Below are 20,432 nucleotides of genomic sequence, written 5' to 3' on the forward strand. Positions count from 1 at the left end.
TTGCGGTCAATCCGTGCAGTAGGCGCGGTTCAGGGAATAATCGGGGACTATGGCAACACAGTCCCCTTTTTCTTTTCTTGGCAGCGTGTTCGAGCGCGTCGCCGCTGGTCCGCAGCCCCCGCAATGGCTGGTGCACGAGATGCAGCACCGCGTGGTGCTGTTGCTCAACCATGTGCTGATGCAGGAACCCGCGGCCACCCAGCGCCTGCTGCCCCGGCGGGGTCGCGTGGTGCGTGTGCAGTGGCGTCAGTTCTTCATGGCGCTGCAAATCACCCCCGCCGGTCTGTTCGACAAGGCCGCTGAGGGTGCTACGCCGGACCTGCGGCTGGAAGTGACGCAAACCTCGCCGCTGGATTTGGCCCAGGCCGCGCTGCGCGGTGACCGCCCAACGGTGCGTATTGACGGAGATGTGCAATTTGCCGGTGACATCCAGTGGCTGGCCGACAACCTGCGCTGGGAGCTGGAGGAGGATCTCGCTCGGCTGCTGGGCGATGTGCCGGCGCACACCTTGGCCAGCATTGCGCGCGGCGCGATGCAAGCCCTGCGCGGATTTGTGCAAAGCCGTGCGCCCGGCAGCGCCTCTGCGTGGTCTGCGGACCGCACCATTCCATGAAGCGCTTCTTTCGTGGCGCCACCATTGTCTGGGTGGTGCTGCGCTTTGGCCTTGACGAGTTGGTGCTGACCAGCTTCCAGAAACCTTGGCTGCGCCTGCTGGCCCGCATCGTTTCTGTGGGGCGCGATCTCAGTGCCCCCCGGGGCCAGCGCCTGCGCGAGGCGCTCGAACGGCTGGGCCCCATTTTTGTCAAGTTTGGGCAGGTGCTGTCCACGCGGCGCGACCTCATGCCGCCCGATATTGCCGACGAACTGGCCCACCTGCAGGACCGCGTTCCCCCGTTTGACTCGGCCGTGGCCGTCGCCACCATCGAGCGGGCTTTTCGCCGCCCCGTGGCCGAGGTTTTTGAGTCGTTCGAGCGCGAGCCCGTGGCCAGCGCCTCCATTGCCCAGGTGCATTTCGCCACGCTGCGCGATCGCCATGGGGCGCTGCACAAGGTCGCGGTGAAGGTGTTGCGTCCAGGGATGCTGCCGGTCATCGAGAAGGATCTCAGCCTCATGCGCATGATGGCGGGCTGGGTCGAGAGCTTGTCGGCCGACGGCAAGCGCCTCAAGCCGCGCGAGGTGGTGGCCGAGTTCGACAACTACCTCCACGACGAGCTGGACCTGGTGCGCGAGGCGGCCAATGCCGCGCAACTGCGGCGGAACATGGAGGGGCTGAACCTGGTGGAAGTGCCCATCATCCACTGGGATTTCTGCCACCCTGAGGTGATGGTGATGGAGCGCATGAATGGCGTACCCATCAGCCAGGTGCAGCGCCTGCGCGATGCGGGGGTGGATATCCCGAAACTGGCGCGCGATGGCGTCACCATTTTCTTCACGCAGGTGTTCCGTGACGGCTTTTTTCACGCCGACATGCACCCCGGCAACATCCAGGTCAGCCTGGACCCGGCCACCTTTGGGCGTTACATTTCGCTCGACTTTGGCATCGTCGGCACTCTGACAGAATCGGACAAGGAATACCTGGCGCAAAACTTTGCGGCCTTTTTCCGGCGCGACTACAAGCGCGTGGCCGAGTTGCACATCGAGAGCGGCTGGGTGCCACCGGGCACGCGGATCAATGAACTCGAAGGGGCCATTCGCACCGTGTGTGAGCCGTATTTCGACCGTCCGCTCAAGGAAATTTCGCTGGGCATGGTGCTCATGCGCCTGTTCCAGACCTCGCGGCGCTTCAATGTAGAGATTCAGCCGCAGCTCGTGCTGCTGCAAAAAACATTGCTCAACATTGAGGGGCTGGGCCGCCAGCTCGATCCGAATTTGGACCTGTGGAGCACAGCCAAGCCTTTTCTGGAAAAGTGGATGCTCGACCAGCTTGGCCCCCAGCGCTTCAAGCGGGAACTGCGCGCCCAGGCGCCGCACTACGCCAAAATTTTGCCCGCGCTGCCACGGCTTCTGCATGATCACTTGCAGCGCCAGCCTGCGCTGGAGCAAAACCGTGAGCTGCTCGAGCTGCTCAAGGAGCAGCGGCATACCAACCGCCTGTTGCAAGGTCTGGTGTATGTCTGTATCGGCTTTGTGCTGGGCCTGATTGTCATGCAGGCCATCGTGCGGGTCAGCCTTTTCTAGGGGTTTGCGCCCAATGTCCCGCCTGTGCCACACGGACAGGCGTGGGTTGCGCAGATAATGCGCGTCGTTTTCTTTTAACCCACATCACCTCACAGCGGAGCGGCGCATGCTGGTCACTTTCATCGTTCTGTATTTGCTGGCATCGATCGGCATCGGGCTGTATGCGGCGACCCGTGTGCACAACACGGCCGACTACGCCGTCGCGGGGCGCAGCCTGCCCCTGGCGGTGGTGATTGCCACCACCTTTGCCACCTGGTTTGGATCGGAGACGGTGCTGGGGGTGTCTGCCCGGTTTGTCGAAGGCGGGCTGGGGGAAGTGGTGGAAGACCCGTTTGGCGCCTCGATGTGCTTGATCCTGGTGGGCCTGTTCTTTGCTTACCGCCTGTACCAGAAAAACCTGATCACCCTGGGCGATTACTACCGCCTGCGCTTTGGCCGCACCATCGAGGTGGTGTGCTCGGGCATCATCATTTTCAGTTATCTGGGCTGGGTGGCCGCGCAGATCACGGCGCTGGGTCTGGTGTTCAACCTGCTGACCCAAGGGACGATCTCGGTCACGGCCGGCATGGTGCTGGGCACGGCCATTGTGCTGGTCTACACCTTGTATGGTGGGATGTGGTCTGTGGCGCTGACCGATTTTGTGCAGATGATCGTGATTGCGCTGGGCCTTATTGCCATCGCCTGGTTTGCCGCCGATCTGGCGGGTGGCGCAGGCAAGGTGGTCGACTTTGCGGCGCGTGAAGGCAAGTTTCATTTCTTTCCGCAAAATGGCGGGCTCAAGGAATGGACCTTTTTCTTTGCCGCCGCCATCACCATGATGCTGGGCTCGATTCCGCAGCAGGATGTGTTCCAGCGCGTCATGTCGTCCAATAGTGCCCGCACGGCACGCATTGGCCCGGTCATCGGTGGCGCGCTTTACCTGTTGTTCGCCTTTATCCCGATGTTCGTTGTGACGGCCGCTGTGCTGATCATGCCCGAAACAGCGCAGGCGCTGCTCAGAGACGACCCCCAAAAGGTGCTGCCCACGCTGGTGATGGAGCGCATGCCTTTGGCTCTGCAGATTGCTTTTTTTGGGGCGCTGCTGTCGGCCATCATGTCCACGGCATCGGCCACCTTGCTGGCCCCTTCCACCACTTTTGTCGAGAACATCCTGCGCAACCTGCGTCCGGGCATGAGCGATGCCGTCACGCTCAAAGCCATGCGTATTTCGGTGCTGGTGTTCACGGCCTGCGTGCTGACTTATGCGATCACCATGCAGGGCACATCGATCTATGAAATGGTGTCAGGCGCCTACCAGGTGCCTTTGGTCGGTGCGTTCGTACCGCTGGTTTTTGGCCTGTACTGGAAACGCGCTACCTCCCAGGGGGCGTTGGCGGCAGTGAGCCTGGGGCTGGGCGTGTGGCTGCTGTTCGTGGCCAGCCCCATGCTCTCAGAGGCGTTTCCGCAGCAACTGGCGGGCGTGCTGGCTGCCGTGGTGGGCATGGTGGCGGGGTCGTTGGCGCCCCAGTTCATCCCCAACCACAAGGGCCAGGTACACCACTACGAGGGCAGCGCCGCCTGAATGCAGTGCAGGCACGCCCTTGATTTTGGGGGCTGCCGCCTATAATTGAAGGCTTTGCACTTTCAATCCAGGCTTACGACATGCCAATTTACGCCTACAAATGCGGCTCCTGTGGCCATGCCAAGGATGTGCTGCAAAAAATCTCGGATCCGTTACTGACGGTGTGCCCGGCCTGCGGTGCCGAGGCATTTTCCAAGCAAGTGACGGCTGCGGGCTTTCAGCTCAAAGGTTCGGGCTGGTACGCCACCGACTTTCGCGGGGGTTCGCCCACAGCGGCCCCGAGCACCGATGCCGGTAGTGGCGGCGCTACCGAAGCTGCTCCGGTAGCCAAAGAATCCAGCGCAAGTTCCACTGTCGCTCCTGTCGCACCCGCTGCAGGCACCACTCCCACGCCCTGAAAGCCCAGATGGCCCCGCTGCGCAAATGGCTCTTTACCGGTTTGCTGGTGATCGTTCCCGGAGCGATCACCATCGCGGTGCTCAACTGGATCGTCGGGCTGCTGGACCAGACCTTGCTGATCCTGCCCGTGGCGTGGCATCCCGACCGCTTGCTGGGCTTTCACATCCCGGGCTTCGGTGTCCTGCTGACCTTGTTGATCCTGTTGGTGGTGGGCGCCACCACCAGCAATATTGCCGGGCGCAAGCTGTTGCAATGGGGCGACGCGCTGGTCAGCCGCATTCCGGTGGTGCGCTCCATCTATTCCAGCGTCAAGCAGGTGTCGGACACTTTGTTTTCCGAGGGCGGCAATGCTTTTCGCACCGCCGTGCTGGTGCAGTGGCCGCGTGAGGGTGTATGGACGGTGGCTTTCATCACTGGTGCGCCCAGCGGCGAGGTGGCGGCCTACCTGCGCGACGAATTCGTCAGCGTATACGTGCCCACCACCCCCAATCCCACGGGTGGCTATTTCGTGATGGTGCGCAAGAGCGACTGCATCGAGCTCGAAATGGGCGTGGATGCTGCTCTGCGCTACATCGTCTCCATGGGCGTGGTTGCTCCCAGCGACCCGGTTCTTGAGACATCTTCGTAATTTTTTAATGCGCCCCTCTGGGTGCCGGAAGTTCTGCCATGGCCATGCGCTCTCACTATTGCGGTCTTGTGACCGAAGCCCTGCTGGGCCAAACCGTCACCCTCTCTGGCTGGGTGAACCGCCGCCGCGACCATGGCGGTGTGATTTTTATTGACCTGCGCGACCGCGAAGGCTCGGTGCAGGTGGTATGTGACCCTGACCGTGCCGAGATGTTTGCCACCGCCGAAGAAGTGCGCAACGAGTTCTGCGTGCAGGTCAAGGGCCTGGTGCGTGCGCGCCCGGCCGGCACCACCAACGACAATTTGAAGAGCGGCAAGATCGAGGTGTTGTGCCACGAGTTGAATGTGCTCAACCCCTCTGTAACGCCCCCGTTCCAGATCGACGAAGAAAACCTGTCGGAAACCACGCGCCTCACGCACCGCGTGCTCGACCTGCGCCGCCCGTACATGCAAAACAACCTCATGCTGCGCTACCGCGTCAGCATGGAAGTGCGCAAGTTCCTCGACACGCATGGGTTCGTGGACATCGAAACCCCCATGCTCACCAAGAGCACACCCGAAGGCGCGCGCGACTACCTCGTGCCCAGCCGCGTGCACGATGGCCAGTTTTTCGCGCTGCCCCAATCGCCCCAGCTGTTCAAGCAGCTCTTGATGGTGGCGGGCTTTGACCGCTACTACCAGATCACCAAGTGCTTCCGCGACGAAGACCTGCGCGCCGACCGCCAGCCCGAATTCACCCAGATCGATATCGAAACCTCGTTCATGGAAGAGCAGGACATTCGCGATCTGACGCAGGAAATGATCAAGACCGTGTTCCAGAACACGCTGGGCGTGGACCTGGGCGAGTTCCCGGTCATGACCTACCAGGACGCCGCCTACCGCTTTGGATCGGACAAGCCCGACCTGCGCGTGAAGCTTGAATTTACCGAACTCACCGACGTGATGAGGGACGTGGACTTCAAGGTGTTCTCGGGCGCCGCCAACATGAAGAAGGGCCGCGTGGTGGCGCTGCGTGTGCCTGGTGGCGCGCGTGAGACGGGCGGCCTCTCGCGCGGCGAGATCGACGGCTACACCGAATTCGTCAAGATCTACGGCGCCAAGGGTCTGGCCTACATCAAGGTCAACGAATTGGCGAAGGGCCGTGATGGCCTGCAAAGCCCCATCGTCAAAAACATCCACGACGCCGCGATCGCCGAGATCTTGAAGCGCACGGGCGCACAAGACGGCGACCTGCTGTTCTTTGGTGCCGACAAGGAAAAGGTCGTCAACGACGCCATTGGCGCGCTGCGCATCAAGATCGGTCACAGCGAGTTCGGCAAGAAAAACGACCTGTTCGAAGACCGCTGGGCACCGCTGTGGGTGGTCGATTTCCCGATGTTCGAGCACGATGAGGAAAACGACCGCTGGGTGGCGGTGCACCATCCGTTCACGGCGCCCAAGGACGGCCATGAGGACTACATGGTCACCGCGCCTGAGAAGTGCATCTCCAAGGGCTATGACATGGTGCTGAACGGTTGGGAGATGGGCGGTGGCTCGGTGCGTATCCACCGCGCCGACGTGCAGCAAAAAGTGTTTGACGCCCTCAAGATCACGCCCGAAGAAGCGCAGCAGAAATTCGGTTTCCTGCTCGACGCACTGCAGTACGGCGCGCCCCCGCACGGTGGCTTGGCCTTTGGCCTGGACCGCATCGTCACCATGATGACCGGCGCCGAGTCGATCCGCGATGTGATCGCCTTCCCCAAGACCCAGCGCGCCCAGTGCCTGCTGACCCAGGCTCCGTCGCCTGTGGATGAAAAGCAGTTGCGCGAGCTGCATATTCGTCTGCGCAACGTCGACGCCGCCAAGGCGGGCTGATCGTTTGCAAGCCTTCGGGCAGAATCGATAGGGCGCCTTTGTGGCGCCCTTTTTTGTCCCCGCTCGACATCCTGATTTTTCTCAAATGATGAACGTCAATCGTCTTGTCAACGCACGCATTGGCATTGCGTTGGCTGCGCTGCTGGCGCTGGCCGCCTGCGGCGAAAAGAAAACCGAACTGGGCCAGGGCGGATCGGTGGTCACGGGCTCAGCAGGCCCGCAGGGCGCGCAGAACGCGGCGCGTGAGCTGGTGCGTTGCGACGCGCCCGTGGCCACCCTGGCGCTGGCCGAAAACCCGAGCGGTTATGTGATGGGGGCAGGCTACCAGCTGCCCGCCTCACCCGTCCCACTCGTCAAGCTGCTGGCGCAGCAGAGCGGCTGCTTTCGCGTGGTGGACCGCAACGCGGGTTTGCGCGGCACGATCCAGGAGCAGGACCTGAAGGAGTCGGGCGTGCTGCGGCAGAACTCCACCGTGGCCAAAGGCAAGGGTTATGAGGCCCAGTACACGCTGACGCCCAGCCTCACGTTCAGCGAGCAAGATGCAGGGCGCGGGCTGGCGGGTGTGGTGGCCATGATTCCGGTGCTGCGCGACATTGCAGGGCTGGCCGGGTTGGTGGAGCAAGTCAAGTTCAAAGAGGCGCAAACGGCGCTGCTGTTGTCGGACAACGAAACCACCGAGCAGGTGGCCGCTGCCACGGGTTCGGCGCGCACCACCGACCTGGGCGTGGGAGGACTGGTGTTTGGCAAGCTCGGCGGCGCTGCGGGCGCGGGCTGGAGCAATACCAACGAGGGCAAGGTCATCGCCGCAGCGTTTCTGGACGCCCACAACCAGCTGGTGCTGCAAGTGCGCGCCCTGCAGGCGAAGACGCTTCCGCCGCCGGTTCCCACCGTGCGCTCCACCGGGAACTGACGGCGTGGTCGCCAGTGTGCAGCAGGCCTGCAAGATCCCGGAGTCGGTGCTGGTGGTGATTCATACGCCGGCGCTTGATGTGCTGCTGATCCGCCGGGTGGGCGATGCGCCGGAGGGTGGGCCTTTCTGGCAGTCCGTCACGGGCAGTAAGGATACGCTGCAAGAGGATTTCCGGACAACGGCGGTGCGCGAGGTGTGGGAAGAAACGGGTATTGCCGCCGATGCACCGGGCTGTGTGCTGCGTGACTGGTGTCTGGAAAACGTCTACAGCATCTACCCCCAGTGGCTGCACCGTTATGCGCCGGGTGTGCGCGAGAACACGGAGCACATCTTTAGCCTGGAAGTGCCGGAAGGCACCGCCGTGCAACTGAGCCCGCGTGAACATGTGGCCTGGCAATGGCTTGGCTGGCGGGACGCTGCCCTGGCCTGCTATTCACCGTCCAACGCTGAAGCCTGCCTGTTGTTGCCGCGTTTTGCGGGGACCGAGCCCATTGTGTAAACAGGCCTGCGTGATGGTGTGGCAAATCGCCGCCTGATGGGCAGCGGGCGGCCCACAGGGTGTAGGAGGATGTCTTGAGTGTGTGTCGGGCCTCTCGTTGTGGGCCCCGCAAACATCCTTAGCCGTAGCGCATCGTGCCCAGGTGGTAGAAAATGATCCGATGGAAAACGACGACATCTTGCGGGTTGCCACGTACAACATCCACAAAGGAGTGCAGGGCCTTGGCCCGGCGCGTCGGCTGGAGATCCACAACCTGGGCCTGGCGGTCGAGCAGCTCGACGCCGACATCGTCTGCCTGCAGGAAGTGCGCAAACTGCACCGGCGCGAGGCGGCCTATTTTCAGCGTTGGCCCGATGTGCCCCAGGCCGAGTATCTTGCCCCCGAGGGTTATGAGGCGGTGTACCGCACCAATGCGTTCACCAAACATGGCGAGCACGGCAACGCGCTGCTGACGCGCTGGCCGGTCATCGGGCACCAGCACGAAGATATCTCCGACCACCGGTTCGAGCAGCGCGGTCTGCTGCACGTGGAAGTGGGGGTGCATGGCCGCCAGGTGCACGTCATCGTGGTGCACCTGGGGCTTATCCCGGGCAGCCGCATACGGCAGATCGGGCAGCTGCAGCGCTTTATCGAGCGTGAGGTGCCCAAGGGCGCTCCGCTGGTCGTCGCCGGAGACTTCAACGATTGGGGCCTGCAGATCAAGCGCATGCTCGCCGGTTTTGGTCTGTATGAGTTTGACGATGCCCGCGCCTTTACCTACCCGGCGCGGCTACCGCTGGCGCAGTTGGACCATGTTTATGTGCGCGGCCTGACGCCGCTGGGCCTGCATGTGCCGCGTGGGCGCATCTGGTGGCGCATGTCTGACCATTTGCCGCTGATTGCCGAATTCAGGCTCTGATGGCAAAGGTGCCCGATTTTTATGCGGATCACCAGGTTCGGCTGCTCCAGGGGGCGCAGGAGTATTTTCCCGCCCTGATCGAGGCCATGGATGCCGCCCTGGCCGATATCCAGTTCGAGACCTATATTTTCGATTTCACAGAGTCTGGCGCCAGTGTGGCCGAGGCCCTGATGCGGGCCGCCTTGCGGGGTGTGCATGTGCACCTCGTGGTCGATGGTGTGGGCACGGGCCGCTTGCCGCAGGCGTGGGCCGATCGCATGCGCAGTGCGGGCGTGCAGGTGCAGGTGTATTCGCCGCTCGGTCCCTTGGGGCTGTTGTTGCCACAGCGCTGGCGTCGCCTGCACCGCAAGATGTGCGTGGTTGATGGGCACTTGCTGTTCTGTGGCGGCATCAATGTGCTGGACGACTTCCATGACCCCAACCATGGTGTTCTGACAGCGCCGCGGCTCGACTTTGCCGTGGCGGTGACAGGCAGCCTGGTGGTGCCCGCCAGCGATGCCATGGAGCAGCTGTGGTGGCGCATGCAAGCCGTGCGCGATGTGCGCCAGCGCCGCCTGCCTGAGGCCTTGCGCGCCTTGCGAGCGGCCAGCGCAGCACGGCATGAAGACACGTCGCCCGACAGCCACAGCGACATGCGTGCCGCCCTGCTGCTGCGCGACAACGTGCGCCACCGTACCCGTATCGAAAAGGCCTACCGCCGAGCGATTGGCACGGCACGCGAGGAAATCATCATCGCCAACGCCTACTTCTTGCCCGGCGGCAAGCTGCGCCGTGCGCTGGTCATGGCGGCCCGCAGGGGCGTGCGGGTGCGCCTGTTGCTGCAGGGGCGTTACGAGTATTTCATGCAGTACCACGCGGCGCGGCCCGTGTATGGCGCGCTGCTCAAGGCCGGGATCGAGATCCATGAATACGAGCCCAGTTTTCTGCATGCCAAGGTGGCGGTGATCGATGCCCTGGGCGCCAGGCCCTGGGCCACGGTCGGTTCCTCCAACCTCGATCCGCTGAGTCTGCTGCTCGCCCGTGAAGCCAATGTGGTGGTCGAAGACGCTGCCTTTGCCGCCGAGTTGCGCGCGCGCCTGGAGCATGCCATGCAGCACGAGGGCCGGGGCCTGGACCCCGCGCGTTATGCCGACCGCACCTGGCGCGAGCGGGTGCTGGACCGCGTGGCCTTTGTGCTGGTGCGGCTGGCGCTGTGGCTCACGGGCAGCCGCTATTGATGTGCAGGCGATAGATCGCTATCTAATTGATAGCTTATTGCGCTTGATGGGTAAGCGCTAGAGGGCTAAAAACCCTGAAAAACGATGGCGTTTGATCGCTGGTACGATGCGATCATGTCCAGACCAACTGCAGCCGACATGGCGCCCGATCCCCGGGATGAAGGGGTTCCTGTTTCCGTCAAGATCCGTGAGCGACTCGTCGCAGCGCGCAAGCGCTTCAACGCCAACGACAACATTGCCGAGTTCATCCAGCCTGAAGAACTAGAGGCTTTGCTGGACGAGGTTGAGGTCAAGATGCAGGGCGTGCTCGACAGCCTGGTCATCAATACCGACACCGACCACAACACCCAGAACACCGCGCGCCGCGTGGCCAAGATGTACCTCAATGAGGTGTTCAAGGGCCGCTACGTGCCCCAGCCACCGATCACCGAATTTCCGAACGCCGAGCACCTGAACGAGCTGATGATCGTGGGCCCGCTCACGGTGCGCAGCGCCTGCAGCCACCATTTTTGCCCGGTGATCGGCAAGATCTGGATCGGTGTCATGCCCAATGAGCACACCAACGTGATCGGCCTATCCAAGTACGCGCGTCTGGTGGACTGGATCATGGGCCGCCCACAGATCCAGGAGGAAGCCGTGGTGCAACTGGCCGATCTGATCATGGAAAAAACCCAACCCGACGGTTTGGCCATCGTCATGGAAGCCAGCCATTTCTGCATGTCCTGGCGCGGTGTGCGCGAGATGGACAGCAAGATGATCAACTCCGTGATGCGCGGCGTGTTCCTCAAAGACCCATCGCTGCGCCGCGAATTTTTGTCCCTCATCCCCGGAAAGAACTGACCATGTTGGTACGCCTGCTTTACGCCAGCCGCGCGGTGGATACCTCTCCCGCAGCCATCGAAGCCATCCTGACGCAGTCGCGCCAGCACAACCCCGGTTGTGGCATCACCGGAGTGCTGTGCTACGGCGGGGGCATCTTTTTGCAAGCCATCGAAGGCGGCCGTGCGGCCGTGAGCGACCTGTATGGCCACATCCAGCGCGATCCGCGCCACAAAGACGTCGAACTGCTGCACTACGAAGAAATTGCCGAAAGGCGCTTTGGTGGCTGGACGATGGGGCAGGTGAACCTCTCCAAGATCAACCACTCCATCTTGCTCAAGTATTCCGAGAAGCCCGAGCTCGACCCGTATGCGGTGTCGGGCAAGGTGTCGTTTGCGCTGCTCGAAGAACTCATGGCCACAGCCTCCATCATCGGCAGGGCATAGAGTGCACACCCCTCTGAGGTGCTGCGCGCCTTCCCCCCGCTCTCGCACCGCTGCGCGGTGCCGGCAGGGGGACGCCACCGGTGCTGCGGGACGGCCCTTGCACGGTGGCCGCTGGCTCAGGCCGTGCCAGTTTCATGCGCTGCGGGCGTCGCATAGCACTCTCGATCACTGAATCTTCGCGCCGCACACGGCCGCAGGCCCAACGGGCGCTGCGGCTTTTTGCATTCAAGCCTTTCTTTTTCCTCTCGTGACCCCCACCGCCTTCGCTCTCATCATCCTGGCCGGTCTGATCCATGCAGGCTGGAACGTCGTCGCCAAGAAGGCCGGTGGCGACGCGCGCTTTGCGTTTTTCACGGCGGTGCTGATGATGCTTTTCTGGGCGCCGCTGGGCTGGTGGGTGGGGCGCAGCGTTGTGCCGCTGTGGGGCGTGCGTGAATGGGTCTTCATTGGCGTCAGCGGCGTGCTGCATGTGCTGTATTACGTCATCCTGCTGCGCGGCTACCGCAAGGCCGACCTCACGGTGGTGTACCCGCTGGCGCGGGGCTCAGGGCCGCTGTTGTCGTCGCTGGTGGCCATTGCGCTGCTGGGCGAGCAGATCACGGCGCTGGGGCTGTTGGGCATTGCGGGCGTGGTGGGCGGCGTTTTCCTGATCGCCGGCGGGCCGGGGTTGCTGCGCGCCGCACACGACCCGCAGGCGCGTGCCCGCGTGCACAAAGGCATCGCCTACGGCTTGCTCACCGGCCTGTTCATTGCCAGCTACACAGTGGTCGATGGCTATGCCGTCAAGGTGCTGCTGATGTCGCCCATCCTGATCGATTACATGGGCAACTTCGTGCGTGTGGCCGTGCTGGCCCCGGCCGTGCTGCGCGACCTGCCAACCGCCGCCGTGCTGTGGCGCGTGCAGTGGCGCTATGCGTTGCTGGTGGGTGCCGTCAGCCCGGTGGCTTATGTGCTGGTGCTGTATGCCATGCAACAGGCACCGCTGTCGCATGTGGCGCCTGCGCGCGAAGTGTCCATGCTGTTTGCCGCGCTGATCGGTGGCCATCTGCTGGGCGAGGGCGATCGCTTTGCGCGTATTTGCGGCGCTGCGTGCATTGCCTTGGGTGTGACTGCCCTGGCATTGGGATGAGCGGCATGCAGGGCAGACCGCTGCTGTTGGGCGTGGATTTTTCCAGCAGCCCCAGCCTGCGCAAACCCATTGTGATGGCACTGGGTGAGCGTGCGGGCCAGCGCGTGCGCCTGCAGTCGCTACAGGTTTTTGAAACCCTGGAGGCGCTGGGCTGCTGGCTGGCGGCTCCGGGGCAATGGGTGGGTGGCTTTGACCTGCCCTTTGGCCTGCCCCGCGAACTGGTGCAGCAGCTCGGCTGGCCGCAGGAGTGGAATGCCTGCATGCGGCACTACGGCCAGCTCTCGCGCGCCGAGATTCGCGATATCTTTGCCGCGTTCTGCGCCGCACGCCCGGCCGGGGCCAAGTTTGCCCACCGCGCCACCGACCGACCCGCAGGGTCCAGCCCGAGCATGAAGTGGGTCAACCCGCCGGTGGCTTACATGTTGCACGCTGGCGTGCCGCTCTTGCTTACGGCAGGCGCGCACCTGCCGGGCCTGCACGCAGGCGACCCGGCGCGCGCGGCGCTGGAGGCCTACCCCGGCTTGCTGGCGCGCGAAGTGCTGCAGCGGCGCAGCTACAAAAGCGACGACCGTGCGAAGCAGACGCCCGACCGCCTGATCGCCCGCAAGGACTTGATTACGGCGCTGGAAAACGGGCAAACCCGACTGGGATTGCAGCTCAAGCTCAGCCACGCGCAGCGCGATGTCCTGGTGGACGATGCCCGGGGCGACCACCTGGACGCCGTGCTGTGCCTGCTGCAGGCCGCCTGGGCCGACGCACGCCATGCCGATGGCGATGCGCTCTATGGCCTGCCGCCATCCCTGGACCCGCTGGAAGGCTGGATCGTTACCGCTTGAAACCTGTATGCCGCAGGGTCTTCATACAGGCGCTGGACAATGCGGGAAAAACCACGGGAGAACCCATGATTGACGGCCCTCTGTCTTTTGCATTGCGCACCGCAACACGGGCCGTGGTGCTGGGACTGTGCCTTGCAGCAACGTGGTCAGCCGCCGCCGACCCGTTGCGTGACCGACTCGGGACACGGGCAGACGACGGTGACGTCGAGCTATCGGAGGGCCGCAGTACAGACACAGCGCAGCCACAACTTCTTCCCCCGGGCCTGCGGCTGCTGCGCGACGTAGCCTATGGCCCGGAGCCACAGCAACGCATGGACATTTATCTGCCGGAGCGCGTGCAGAGCGCGCCCGTGCTGTTTCTGGTGCATGGCGGCGGTTGGCGCTACGGTGACAAGGCCCACAACCGCCTCGTGCACAACAAGCTGGCGTACTGGGCGGCCCAGGGCGTGGTGTTGGTGTCGGTCAACTACCGCATGCTGCCGCAGGCCCGGCCCGATGTGCAGGCCAGCGATGTGGCCAGAGCGCTGGTGCAAGCACAGCAGCAGGCGCACACCTGGGGTGGCGATGCGCGGCGCTTTGTGCTCATGGGGCATTCGGCGGGTGCGCACCTGGTGTCGCTGCTGGCGGTGGCGCCCGAGCGCTTGCGCGCTGCCGGTGCGCAGCCGGTACTGGGCACCGTAGCGCTCGACAGTGGCGCCATGGATGTCGAGCAAACCCTGCAAGAGCGCCACGCGGCCTTGTTCGACAAAGCCTTTGGTAGCGACTCGGCCTACTGGCGCAGCGTGTCTCCGCTGCACCAGTGGCAGCCGGGCGCCGCCCCCATGCTGGTAGTGTGCTCCAGCCTGCGCCGCGCACCGTGCCCGCAGGCCCGGGCGTTTGCGGCTCGGGGACAAGCGCTGGGCGGGCACGTTGCCGTGTTGCCGCAGTCGCTCTCGCATGGTGACGTCAATGAAACGCTGGGACTGCCGGGAGCCTATACCGCTGCGGTGGATGCGTTTTTACGCTCGCTCCCGGGGTGGTTGCAGCCATGACGGTGCGGTGGCTGCTGGTTGGGATGGCCCTGTGCAGTGGTTTGGCGCTGGCCGCGCCCGCGCCCTGGTATTACTGGCGCAGCAAGGTGGACGGCCACCGTGTATGTGCACAGGTATCGCCCGGCCTAGGCTGGGAGCGTGATGGCGGGCCGTATGAAGGCCCGATGTGCCAACCCCGGCGCCGCGTATTTGTCATTCCCATGCGGTAGCACTGCAGGCACAATGCATTTCCCTGGCTACGCTGTCGCGCCAGTGTTTACTTACTGCCGGAAGCTCCATGCCCACACTTCAAACCCTGATCGCATTCTTTGGCGTTGCCGTGGTTCTGGCCCTGACCCCCGGGCCGGACAACATCTTTGTGCTGCTGCAGTCGGCCCAGCGGGGCTGGCGCGCGGGCATGGCCGTAGTGGTGGGCCTGTGCGCGGGGCTGGTGGTGCACACGGCGGCCGTGGCTTTGGGGCTGGCGGCGGTGTTTGCGGCCTCGGCGGTGGCGTTTACGGTGCTCAAGTTCTGCGGCGCGGCCTATCTGGCCCATCTGGCCTGGCAGGCGCTGCGTGCACCGCCGGCCGTGTCCTCTGAAGTGCCGGTCGACGCGCCGGTGGCCCAAGGCCCCAGCCTGGGGCGCATGGTGGGGCGCGGCATGGTGATGAACTTGACCAATCCCAAGGTGTTGGTGTTTTTTCTGGCCTTTTTGCCGCAGTTTGCCGACCCTGCACGAGGGGGTGTGGCGTTGCAGTTGATGCTGCTGGGCGTGGTGTTCATGGTGGCCACCCTGCTGGTGTTTGGGGCGATCGCCTGTTTTTCGGGGGTCTTTGGCACGTTGCTGCAGCGCTCGGCGCGGGCACAGACGGTGCTTAACCGCGTTGCGGGGCTGGTGTTTCTGGGCTTGGCTGTGCGCCTGGCGACCGTCGATCGTTGATGAATTTTCAAAAACAGTAGCTGCTTACGCTTGATGGGTAAGCGTTAGAAGCCATTTCAGCCACTATTTCCTCGGGGCGTATTGCGCACCGCCCTGGGAAGTGCAGGCCCGCCCTGCGGGTGTGTTCTGGGACACTCACATCTGCTTGCAATTGGCTTGTGCTGTGGGTGTCTGAGCAGCCGATGGCGCTGGTATTCTCGCCCGCTTCCACCGCAACGGTGGATGTCACATGGAACCCAAAAAACCTATGAGCAAGAAGAATATCGTTGGCGCAGCCGTGGTCGTGGCCCTGGCAGCCTATGGGGGAGCAACCTGGTACATGGGCGAATCTGCCCGCAAGCAGTATGAGGAGGCGCTGGAAGAAGCCAAGGGTTTCCTCGGCCCGCAGGCGGTGGTGTCGCACCAGTACGAACGCGGTTTCTGGGCTTCGCACGCCAAGCTGGTGCTGCAGTGGAGCCCGCCCGCAGCGTTGGACGCCGACGATGCCCCGGCGCCCCCGCCGATCCGCATCGCGGTGGACAGCACCTTGCGCCACGGCCCACTGGCGGGTGCACGCCTGGCGGCGGCGGTGGTCGAGTCGCACTTTACCGTGGAAGGACTCGATGAGAACGCGCGCCAGGTGCTGGCCAAGGTGAGCCCACCCACGCTGACGACGGTGCACCGCCTGATGGGTGGACATGACATCCGCTTTGCTTTGCCCTCTGGTGAATTGGGCGAGGGCGATCAGCGGGTGTATTGGCAGGCGCTTGACTACCAGATGAGCATTGATGCGGCGCGCCACAAGGTGAGCGGCAGCTTCCAGTGGCCCGAGATGGCCCTGAGCGGGGTGCAGACTCCCCACGCGGACGATAAAGAAGATGAAGGCGACGACAGCCCGGCCAGCATGCCATCAGGCCCGGTTGAACGCTTCACCATGGCCTTGCAGGGCATGGGTGGCGATTTCGACATGCAGTTCGAGGAGGGCCTGTGGCTGCTGGCCCCAGGTTCTGGCAAGGGCCGGTTCGACAAAATCGTGCTGACCCGCACGCAAGGCGAGGCCCCTGCGCAAACGCTGCTGGCCTTGCAAGACCTGCGCTATTCCGCCGTCATCGAGCGCACGGGCAATACCCTGGGCTGGACGACCAAGGCGCAGACCCAGGGATCCGCTGGCCCTCTGGTGTTTGAGGCGGTCGGTTTGGAGGAAACCGTCAGCCGTATCGACGTCGAAGCGGTCAAGCTCTTCCAGAAGGCCTTGCTGGCGGCGTACCGCACCGACCCCGCACAGGCGATGCTGCTGGAAGGCCCCGAAGTCGAAACCCTGTGGAAGGACGCAGCGCCTTTGCTGGTGGCTGCGCTGCCGGCTTACGCTGTCAAGCTCGCGGCCACGCTGGAGGGCCAGCAGGCGACGCTGGAATACGGCGTACAAATCCAGACTGCACCCACCGCCGAAGAGGTCCAGGAACGGGGCTGGGGCCCGGCGCTGCTCAAGGCCAGCGTGCTGCACGCTGGGATGCGCCTGCCCAAGGCCTGGCTGCCCCGCATCGTGCAGGCCATGGGGCAAAAGGACATGCCGACCGACCAGATCGATGCCATGGTGGGCATGGCGCAGGCGCAGGGCTTTGTCCAGCAGGAAGCCGACCATCTGATCACTGCTGTGCGCATGGAGAGCGGCAAACTGCAGCTCAATGGCAAGGCACTCGATTTGCCGATGCTGAGCATCGCTGACTAAGCAGGGGGGCTGGGATGATTCTCCGCGGTTAGCCCGCCGGGGGATCGGGCCAGGGCCGCTGGGCGCTGCGCAGGTGCTCGAAGGCCCGGGCCAGGCGCAGCACGCCCAGGTCGTCAAAACGCTGTCCGGCGATTTGCAGGCCTATGGGCAGACCGCTGGCGGTGTAGCCGCAGTTCACCGAGGCAGCGGGCTGCTCGGACATGTTGTACGGCACCGTAAAACCAATGTGCTCCAGCGGGCGCAGCGGGTCGTTGGTGGGCGAGGGCAGCTCGGCGGCAAAGGCGGGCATGGGTGCCACGGGGGAAATCACATAGTCGAACGCAGCGCAGGCGCGCACCGTGGCCACGCGCGTGGCGTGGAACTGCTGGTTGGCGTGGAACACGGCGGTGCCCGGCATATCGGCAACGCTGTCGGCCCAGGCGCGGATGAAGGGCAGCACCTGGGCTTTGCGTTCGGCAGGCAGGCTGGCCATGTCCAGGTGTGACCGCATGCGCCAGAAGTGGTCCATGCCGTCGAGCATGGTTTGTGTCATGAAAGGCGGCATGGGAGCCACCTGGGCGCCCGCGTCTTCGAGAAGGGCGGCGGCATGTTCCACGGCGGCGCGCACTTCGGGCTCCACGGCCAGGCCGCATCCGGCATCGAGCAATAGGCCAATGCGCAAGCCGCGCACATGCTCGGGCCCCCGCTCGAAATCCTGCCAGTCCAATGCCTGCGGCGGCAGCGCCATGCAGTCGCGCGCATCGGGCTGGCTGAGCACCTGCATCATGAGTGCGGCATCGTGCACGCTGCGCGTCATGGGGCCGGCCGCCCGCCCGGTGTAGGGCGGGTCGATGGGAATGCGGCCCAGGCTGGGTTTGAGCGTGAAGATGCCGCACCAGGCCGCGGGCAGGCGCAGCGATCCGCCAATGTCGGTACCCACATGCAGCGGGCCATAGCCCGCGGCTGCGGCTGCGCCAGCCCCGGCGCTCGATCCGCCTGGCCCCTTGTCCAGGTTCCAGGGGTTGCGCGCCAGCGCATGAAAACTCGACAGGCCCGACGACAGCATGCCGTAGTCCGGCATGGTGGTTTTGGCCACCAGCACCGCCCCGGCCTCGCGCAGGCGGGCTGCAGGGGGGGCATCGGCGGGGGCGGGTACCAGATCGACGGCGGCCGTGCCCAAGGGAGTGGGGTCGCCGCAGGTGGCAATGTTGTCCTTGAGCGTACAGGGCACGCCATCGAGCAGGCCTTGGGGCGCACCGCGCAGCCAGCGGGCTTCGGAGGCACGTGCCTGGGCCAGTGCGGCTTCGGGGCGCAGCAGCCAGGTGGCGTGCAGGTGCGGTTCCCAGCGATCGATGCGATCGAGCACGGCCTGCACCACTTCGACGGGCGAGAGCGTACGCTGGCGATAGGCCTGGAGCAGGGCGTGGGCGGGCAGTTCGTGCAGGGCAGTGGGAGCTTGCATCGGTGGCTTTCTGCGGTGTAGAGCCGCTGCAGCATAGCGGCAAACCACCCTACTGGTGCTGGTGGCTCCAGCGCACGCAGGATAATGGCGGCTTGGGGTCGGCCGGTGCATTGCTGGCGTGCATGGTGCACGGCCCGATTCTGCGGAGTGTGCAATGGCCTTGATGATCACCGACGAATGCATCAACTGTGATGTCTGCGAGCCGGAGTGCCCGAACCAGGCCATTTACCTGGGCGAGAAAATCTACGAAATCGACCCCTCCAAGTGCACCGAGTGCGTGGGCCATTTTGATGAACCCCAGTGCATGCAGGTGTGCCCGGTGTCGTGCATTCCGGTCGATCCCCAGCATGTGGAAAACCGAGAGACGCTGTGGCAGAAGTTTGAGCGCCTGCAGGCGGCCGTGCGTGCCTGATTTTTGATTAAATCGGGCTCTAACGCCCTATTCTCGGGCGCTATCAGCTATTGAATAGATAGTAATCAGACAATATGCTCCGGCCGTGGCGGCTTGGGGCGCGGTGGCTTGGTGGTGTGCACCAGCAGCGTGGCCTTGTCCATGTCACCCGCCAGCAGGGCGGGCCAGGCCTTGAGGCTGTGCGCAATGCTGTCTTCGATCAGTGTGCGTTGGTCGGGCGCGGGCTTTTTCAGTACCCAGTTCGCCACCTCGGCCTTGTCGCCGGGATGGCCAATGCCAATACGCAGCCGCCAGTAATCCGCTGATCCCAGCTGTGCATGGATGTCGCGCAGCCCGTTGTGCCCGGCATGGCTGCCACCGCGTTTGAGCTTGGCCTGGCCGGGCGCGATGTCCAGTTCGTCGTGCACCACCAAAATCTCTTCGGGGGCAATCTTGAAGAACCGCGCCAGCGAGGCGACGGATTTGCCCGAGAGGTTCATGAAGGTCTGGGGTTCGAGCAGCCACACGGTGTGTCCCTGCACTACAGTGCGTGCGGCCAGGCCCCAGTAGCTGCGCTCGGGCTGCAGGTGCACCTTGAGTTCGCGCGCCAGCGCGTCGATCCACCAGAAACCGGCGTTGTGGCGGGTGGCTTCATACTCGGGCCCAGGGTTGCCCAAGCCTACAAACAGTTTGATCATGCGGGCGATTATCCGGGGACAAAATGCCAACGGCCCACGCGGGGTGGGCCGTTGAAAAGGGCATGCAATCCAGACTTCACAGCAATACCGCGCTGTGTCTGGATCGTCCGCCCTTGCGGGAGCAAGGCAGCAGTCGTGACCGGCTGCCTGACCAGGGCAGATTACTTCTTGCCCTTGCCCTTGCCCTTGGCGGGAGCCGCAGCAGCGTCGGCGGCGGGAGCCGCAACTTCGACCACTGGGGGCACCACGGACACCAGGGCCGGATTGTTCTGCGAACCGCGGGTCACGGCAGTCACGCCCTTGGGCAGCTTGACGTCCTTGAGGTGCAGCGAGAAACCCTTCTTCAGGCCGCTCAGGTCCACCGCGATGAACTCGGGCAGGTCGGAAGGCATGCACGCCACGTCCAACTCGGTGACAAGCGGGTTGACCATGCACTTGTCGATCTTGACGGCTGCAGACTCTTCCGCGCCGCTGTAGTGCAAAGGCACCTTCATGTGCAGCTTGGTCTTGGCATCCACGCGCTGGAAATCGATGTGCAGCACCAGTTGCTTGTAGGGGTGGTATTGCACGTCGCGCAGCAGCACTTTGCTGGCTTGGCCGTTCAGCTCCATGTCCAGAACGCTGGAATGGAAAGATTCCTTCTTCAGGGCGTGCCACAGTGCGTTGTGGTCCACTTCGATGGCCAGGGGTTCAGCAGAACCACCATAGACGATACCGGGCGTGCGACCCGAATTGCGCAGACGGCGGCTCGCACCCGTACCTTGCTTGGCGCGCTCAAAAGCGACGAAGTTCATAAAATTCTCCAGAAAAAGTGCACCGCGACCAGTGTCACTTTCGTTAAGGTAAAAAGCGCCCGCAAAGGGCGCTCGAC

Annotated in this window: 22 protein-coding genes; 19 read left to right on the top strand and 3 right to left on the bottom strand. The window is 63.9% G+C overall.

Annotated features, from left to right (window positions below; genetic code table 11):
• Nucleotides 1-49: 49 nt before the first annotated feature.
• From C8D04_RS00290 to C8D04_RS00375, 18 genes are all read left to right on the top strand, one after another.
• Nucleotides 50-613, top strand: coding sequence for a hypothetical protein (locus C8D04_RS00290; RefSeq protein ID WP_116003078.1), 564 nt, complete (start codon nt 50-52; stop codon nt 611-613).
• Nucleotides 610-2,178 carry a ubiquinone biosynthesis regulatory protein kinase UbiB gene (ubiB, locus tag C8D04_RS00295; protein WP_116003079.1) on the top strand — a complete coding sequence of 523 codons (1,569 nt, stop codon included), beginning with the start codon at nt 610-612 and terminating at the stop codon, nt 2,176-2,178. The genes C8D04_RS00290 and ubiB overlap by 4 nt, the downstream gene beginning before the upstream one ends.
• Nucleotides 2,179-2,284: 106 nt before the next feature.
• On the top strand, nt 2,285-3,739 hold the full coding sequence (locus C8D04_RS00300; protein WP_116003080.1) for a sodium:solute symporter family protein: 1,455 nt from the start codon (nt 2,285-2,287) through the stop codon (nt 3,737-3,739).
• An 80-nt stretch (nt 3,740-3,819) separates the two neighbouring features.
• Nucleotides 3,820-4,137, top strand: coding sequence for an FmdB family zinc ribbon protein (locus C8D04_RS00305; RefSeq protein WP_116003081.1), 318 nt, complete (start codon nt 3,820-3,822; stop codon nt 4,135-4,137).
• Between the two features lie 8 nt (nt 4,138-4,145).
• Nucleotides 4,146-4,766 carry a DUF502 domain-containing protein gene (locus C8D04_RS00310; RefSeq protein ID WP_116003082.1) on the top strand — a complete coding sequence of 207 codons (621 nt, stop codon included), beginning with the start codon at nt 4,146-4,148 and terminating at the stop codon, nt 4,764-4,766.
• 38 nt (nt 4,767-4,804) lie between these two features.
• The gene (gene aspS, locus C8D04_RS00315) at nt 4,805-6,619 is read left to right on the top strand and encodes an aspartate--tRNA ligase (protein WP_116003083.1); all 1,815 of its coding nucleotides are present in this window, start codon (nt 4,805-4,807) and stop codon (nt 6,617-6,619) included.
• An 88-nt stretch (nt 6,620-6,707) separates the two neighbouring features.
• Entirely contained in the window at nt 6,708-7,529 is an 822-nt protein-coding gene (locus C8D04_RS00320) for a CsgG/HfaB family protein (RefSeq protein WP_116005917.1), read from the top strand.
• Between the two features lie 4 nt (nt 7,530-7,533).
• Nucleotides 7,534-8,028, top strand: coding sequence for a dihydroneopterin triphosphate diphosphatase (gene nudB / locus C8D04_RS00325; protein WP_116003084.1), 495 nt, complete (start codon nt 7,534-7,536; stop codon nt 8,026-8,028).
• A gap of 160 nt (nt 8,029-8,188) precedes the next feature.
• A complete protein-coding gene (locus tag C8D04_RS00330) occupies nt 8,189-8,926 on the top strand; it encodes an endonuclease/exonuclease/phosphatase family protein (RefSeq protein WP_116003085.1) in 738 nt (245 codons plus the stop codon).
• On the top strand, nt 8,926-10,143 hold the full coding sequence (clsB, locus tag C8D04_RS00335) for a cardiolipin synthase ClsB (protein ID WP_116003086.1): 1,218 nt from the start codon (nt 8,926-8,928) through the stop codon (nt 10,141-10,143). Before C8D04_RS00330 ends, clsB begins: the two co-directional genes overlap by 1 nt.
• Nucleotides 10,144-10,257: 114 nt before the next feature.
• Nucleotides 10,258-10,983, top strand: coding sequence for a GTP cyclohydrolase I (gene folE, locus C8D04_RS00340; protein WP_116005918.1), 726 nt, complete (start codon nt 10,258-10,260; stop codon nt 10,981-10,983).
• A gap of 2 nt (nt 10,984-10,985) precedes the next feature.
• A complete protein-coding gene (locus tag C8D04_RS00345; protein ID WP_116003087.1) occupies nt 10,986-11,408 on the top strand; it encodes a BLUF domain-containing protein in 423 nt (140 codons plus the stop codon).
• Between the two features lie 247 nt (nt 11,409-11,655).
• Nucleotides 11,656-12,537, top strand: coding sequence for an EamA family transporter (locus C8D04_RS00350; protein WP_116003088.1), 882 nt, complete (start codon nt 11,656-11,658; stop codon nt 12,535-12,537).
• Between the two features lie 5 nt (nt 12,538-12,542).
• Entirely contained in the window at nt 12,543-13,373 is an 831-nt protein-coding gene (locus C8D04_RS00355) for a DUF429 domain-containing protein (RefSeq protein ID WP_116005919.1), read from the top strand.
• Nucleotides 13,374-13,438: 65 nt separating this feature from the next.
• Nucleotides 13,439-14,404 carry an alpha/beta hydrolase gene (locus C8D04_RS00360; protein ID WP_116003089.1) on the top strand — a complete coding sequence of 322 codons (966 nt, stop codon included), beginning with the start codon at nt 13,439-13,441 and terminating at the stop codon, nt 14,402-14,404.
• Nucleotides 14,401-14,613, top strand: a complete 213-nt coding sequence (locus C8D04_RS00365; RefSeq protein ID WP_116003090.1) for a hypothetical protein — start codon at nt 14,401-14,403, stop codon at nt 14,611-14,613. Before C8D04_RS00360 ends, C8D04_RS00365 begins: the two co-directional genes overlap by 4 nt.
• Nucleotides 14,614-14,681: 68 nt before the next feature.
• Complete coding sequence (locus C8D04_RS00370) at nt 14,682-15,323, top strand: LysE family translocator (RefSeq protein WP_116003091.1); 642 nt, start codon at nt 14,682-14,684, stop codon at nt 15,321-15,323.
• Nucleotides 15,324-15,570: 247 nt separating this feature from the next.
• On the top strand, nt 15,571-17,031 hold the full coding sequence (locus tag C8D04_RS00375; protein WP_158550269.1) for a DUF945 family protein: 1,461 nt from the start codon (nt 15,571-15,573) through the stop codon (nt 17,029-17,031).
• A 28-nt stretch (nt 17,032-17,059) separates the two neighbouring features.
• Here C8D04_RS00375 and C8D04_RS00380 read toward each other — a convergent pair whose 3' ends face one another.
• A complete protein-coding gene (locus C8D04_RS00380) occupies nt 17,060-18,472 on the bottom strand; it encodes an amidase (RefSeq protein ID WP_116003093.1) in 1,413 nt (470 codons plus the stop codon).
• A 154-nt stretch (nt 18,473-18,626) separates the two neighbouring features.
• On the opposite strand from C8D04_RS00380, the gene C8D04_RS00385 reads away from it, so the two are divergent.
• The gene (locus C8D04_RS00385) at nt 18,627-18,884 is read left to right on the top strand and encodes a YfhL family 4Fe-4S dicluster ferredoxin (protein ID WP_116003094.1); all 258 of its coding nucleotides are present in this window, start codon (nt 18,627-18,629) and stop codon (nt 18,882-18,884) included.
• A 65-nt stretch (nt 18,885-18,949) separates the two neighbouring features.
• Here the strand turns inward: C8D04_RS00385 and pth are convergent, their stop codons facing one another.
• A complete protein-coding gene (gene pth / locus C8D04_RS00390; RefSeq protein ID WP_116003095.1) occupies nt 18,950-19,561 on the bottom strand; it encodes an aminoacyl-tRNA hydrolase in 612 nt (203 codons plus the stop codon).
• Nucleotides 19,562-19,722: 161 nt separating this feature from the next.
• Complete coding sequence (locus tag C8D04_RS00395) at nt 19,723-20,355, bottom strand: 50S ribosomal protein L25/general stress protein Ctc (RefSeq protein WP_116003096.1); 633 nt, start codon at nt 20,353-20,355, stop codon at nt 19,723-19,725.
• Between the last annotated feature and the right edge of the window lie 77 nt (nt 20,356-20,432).

The sequence above is a fragment of the Simplicispira sp. 125 genome (genome assembly GCF_003096555.1).
Taxonomy (GTDB): Bacteria; Pseudomonadota; Gammaproteobacteria; order Burkholderiales; family Burkholderiaceae_C; genus Simplicispira.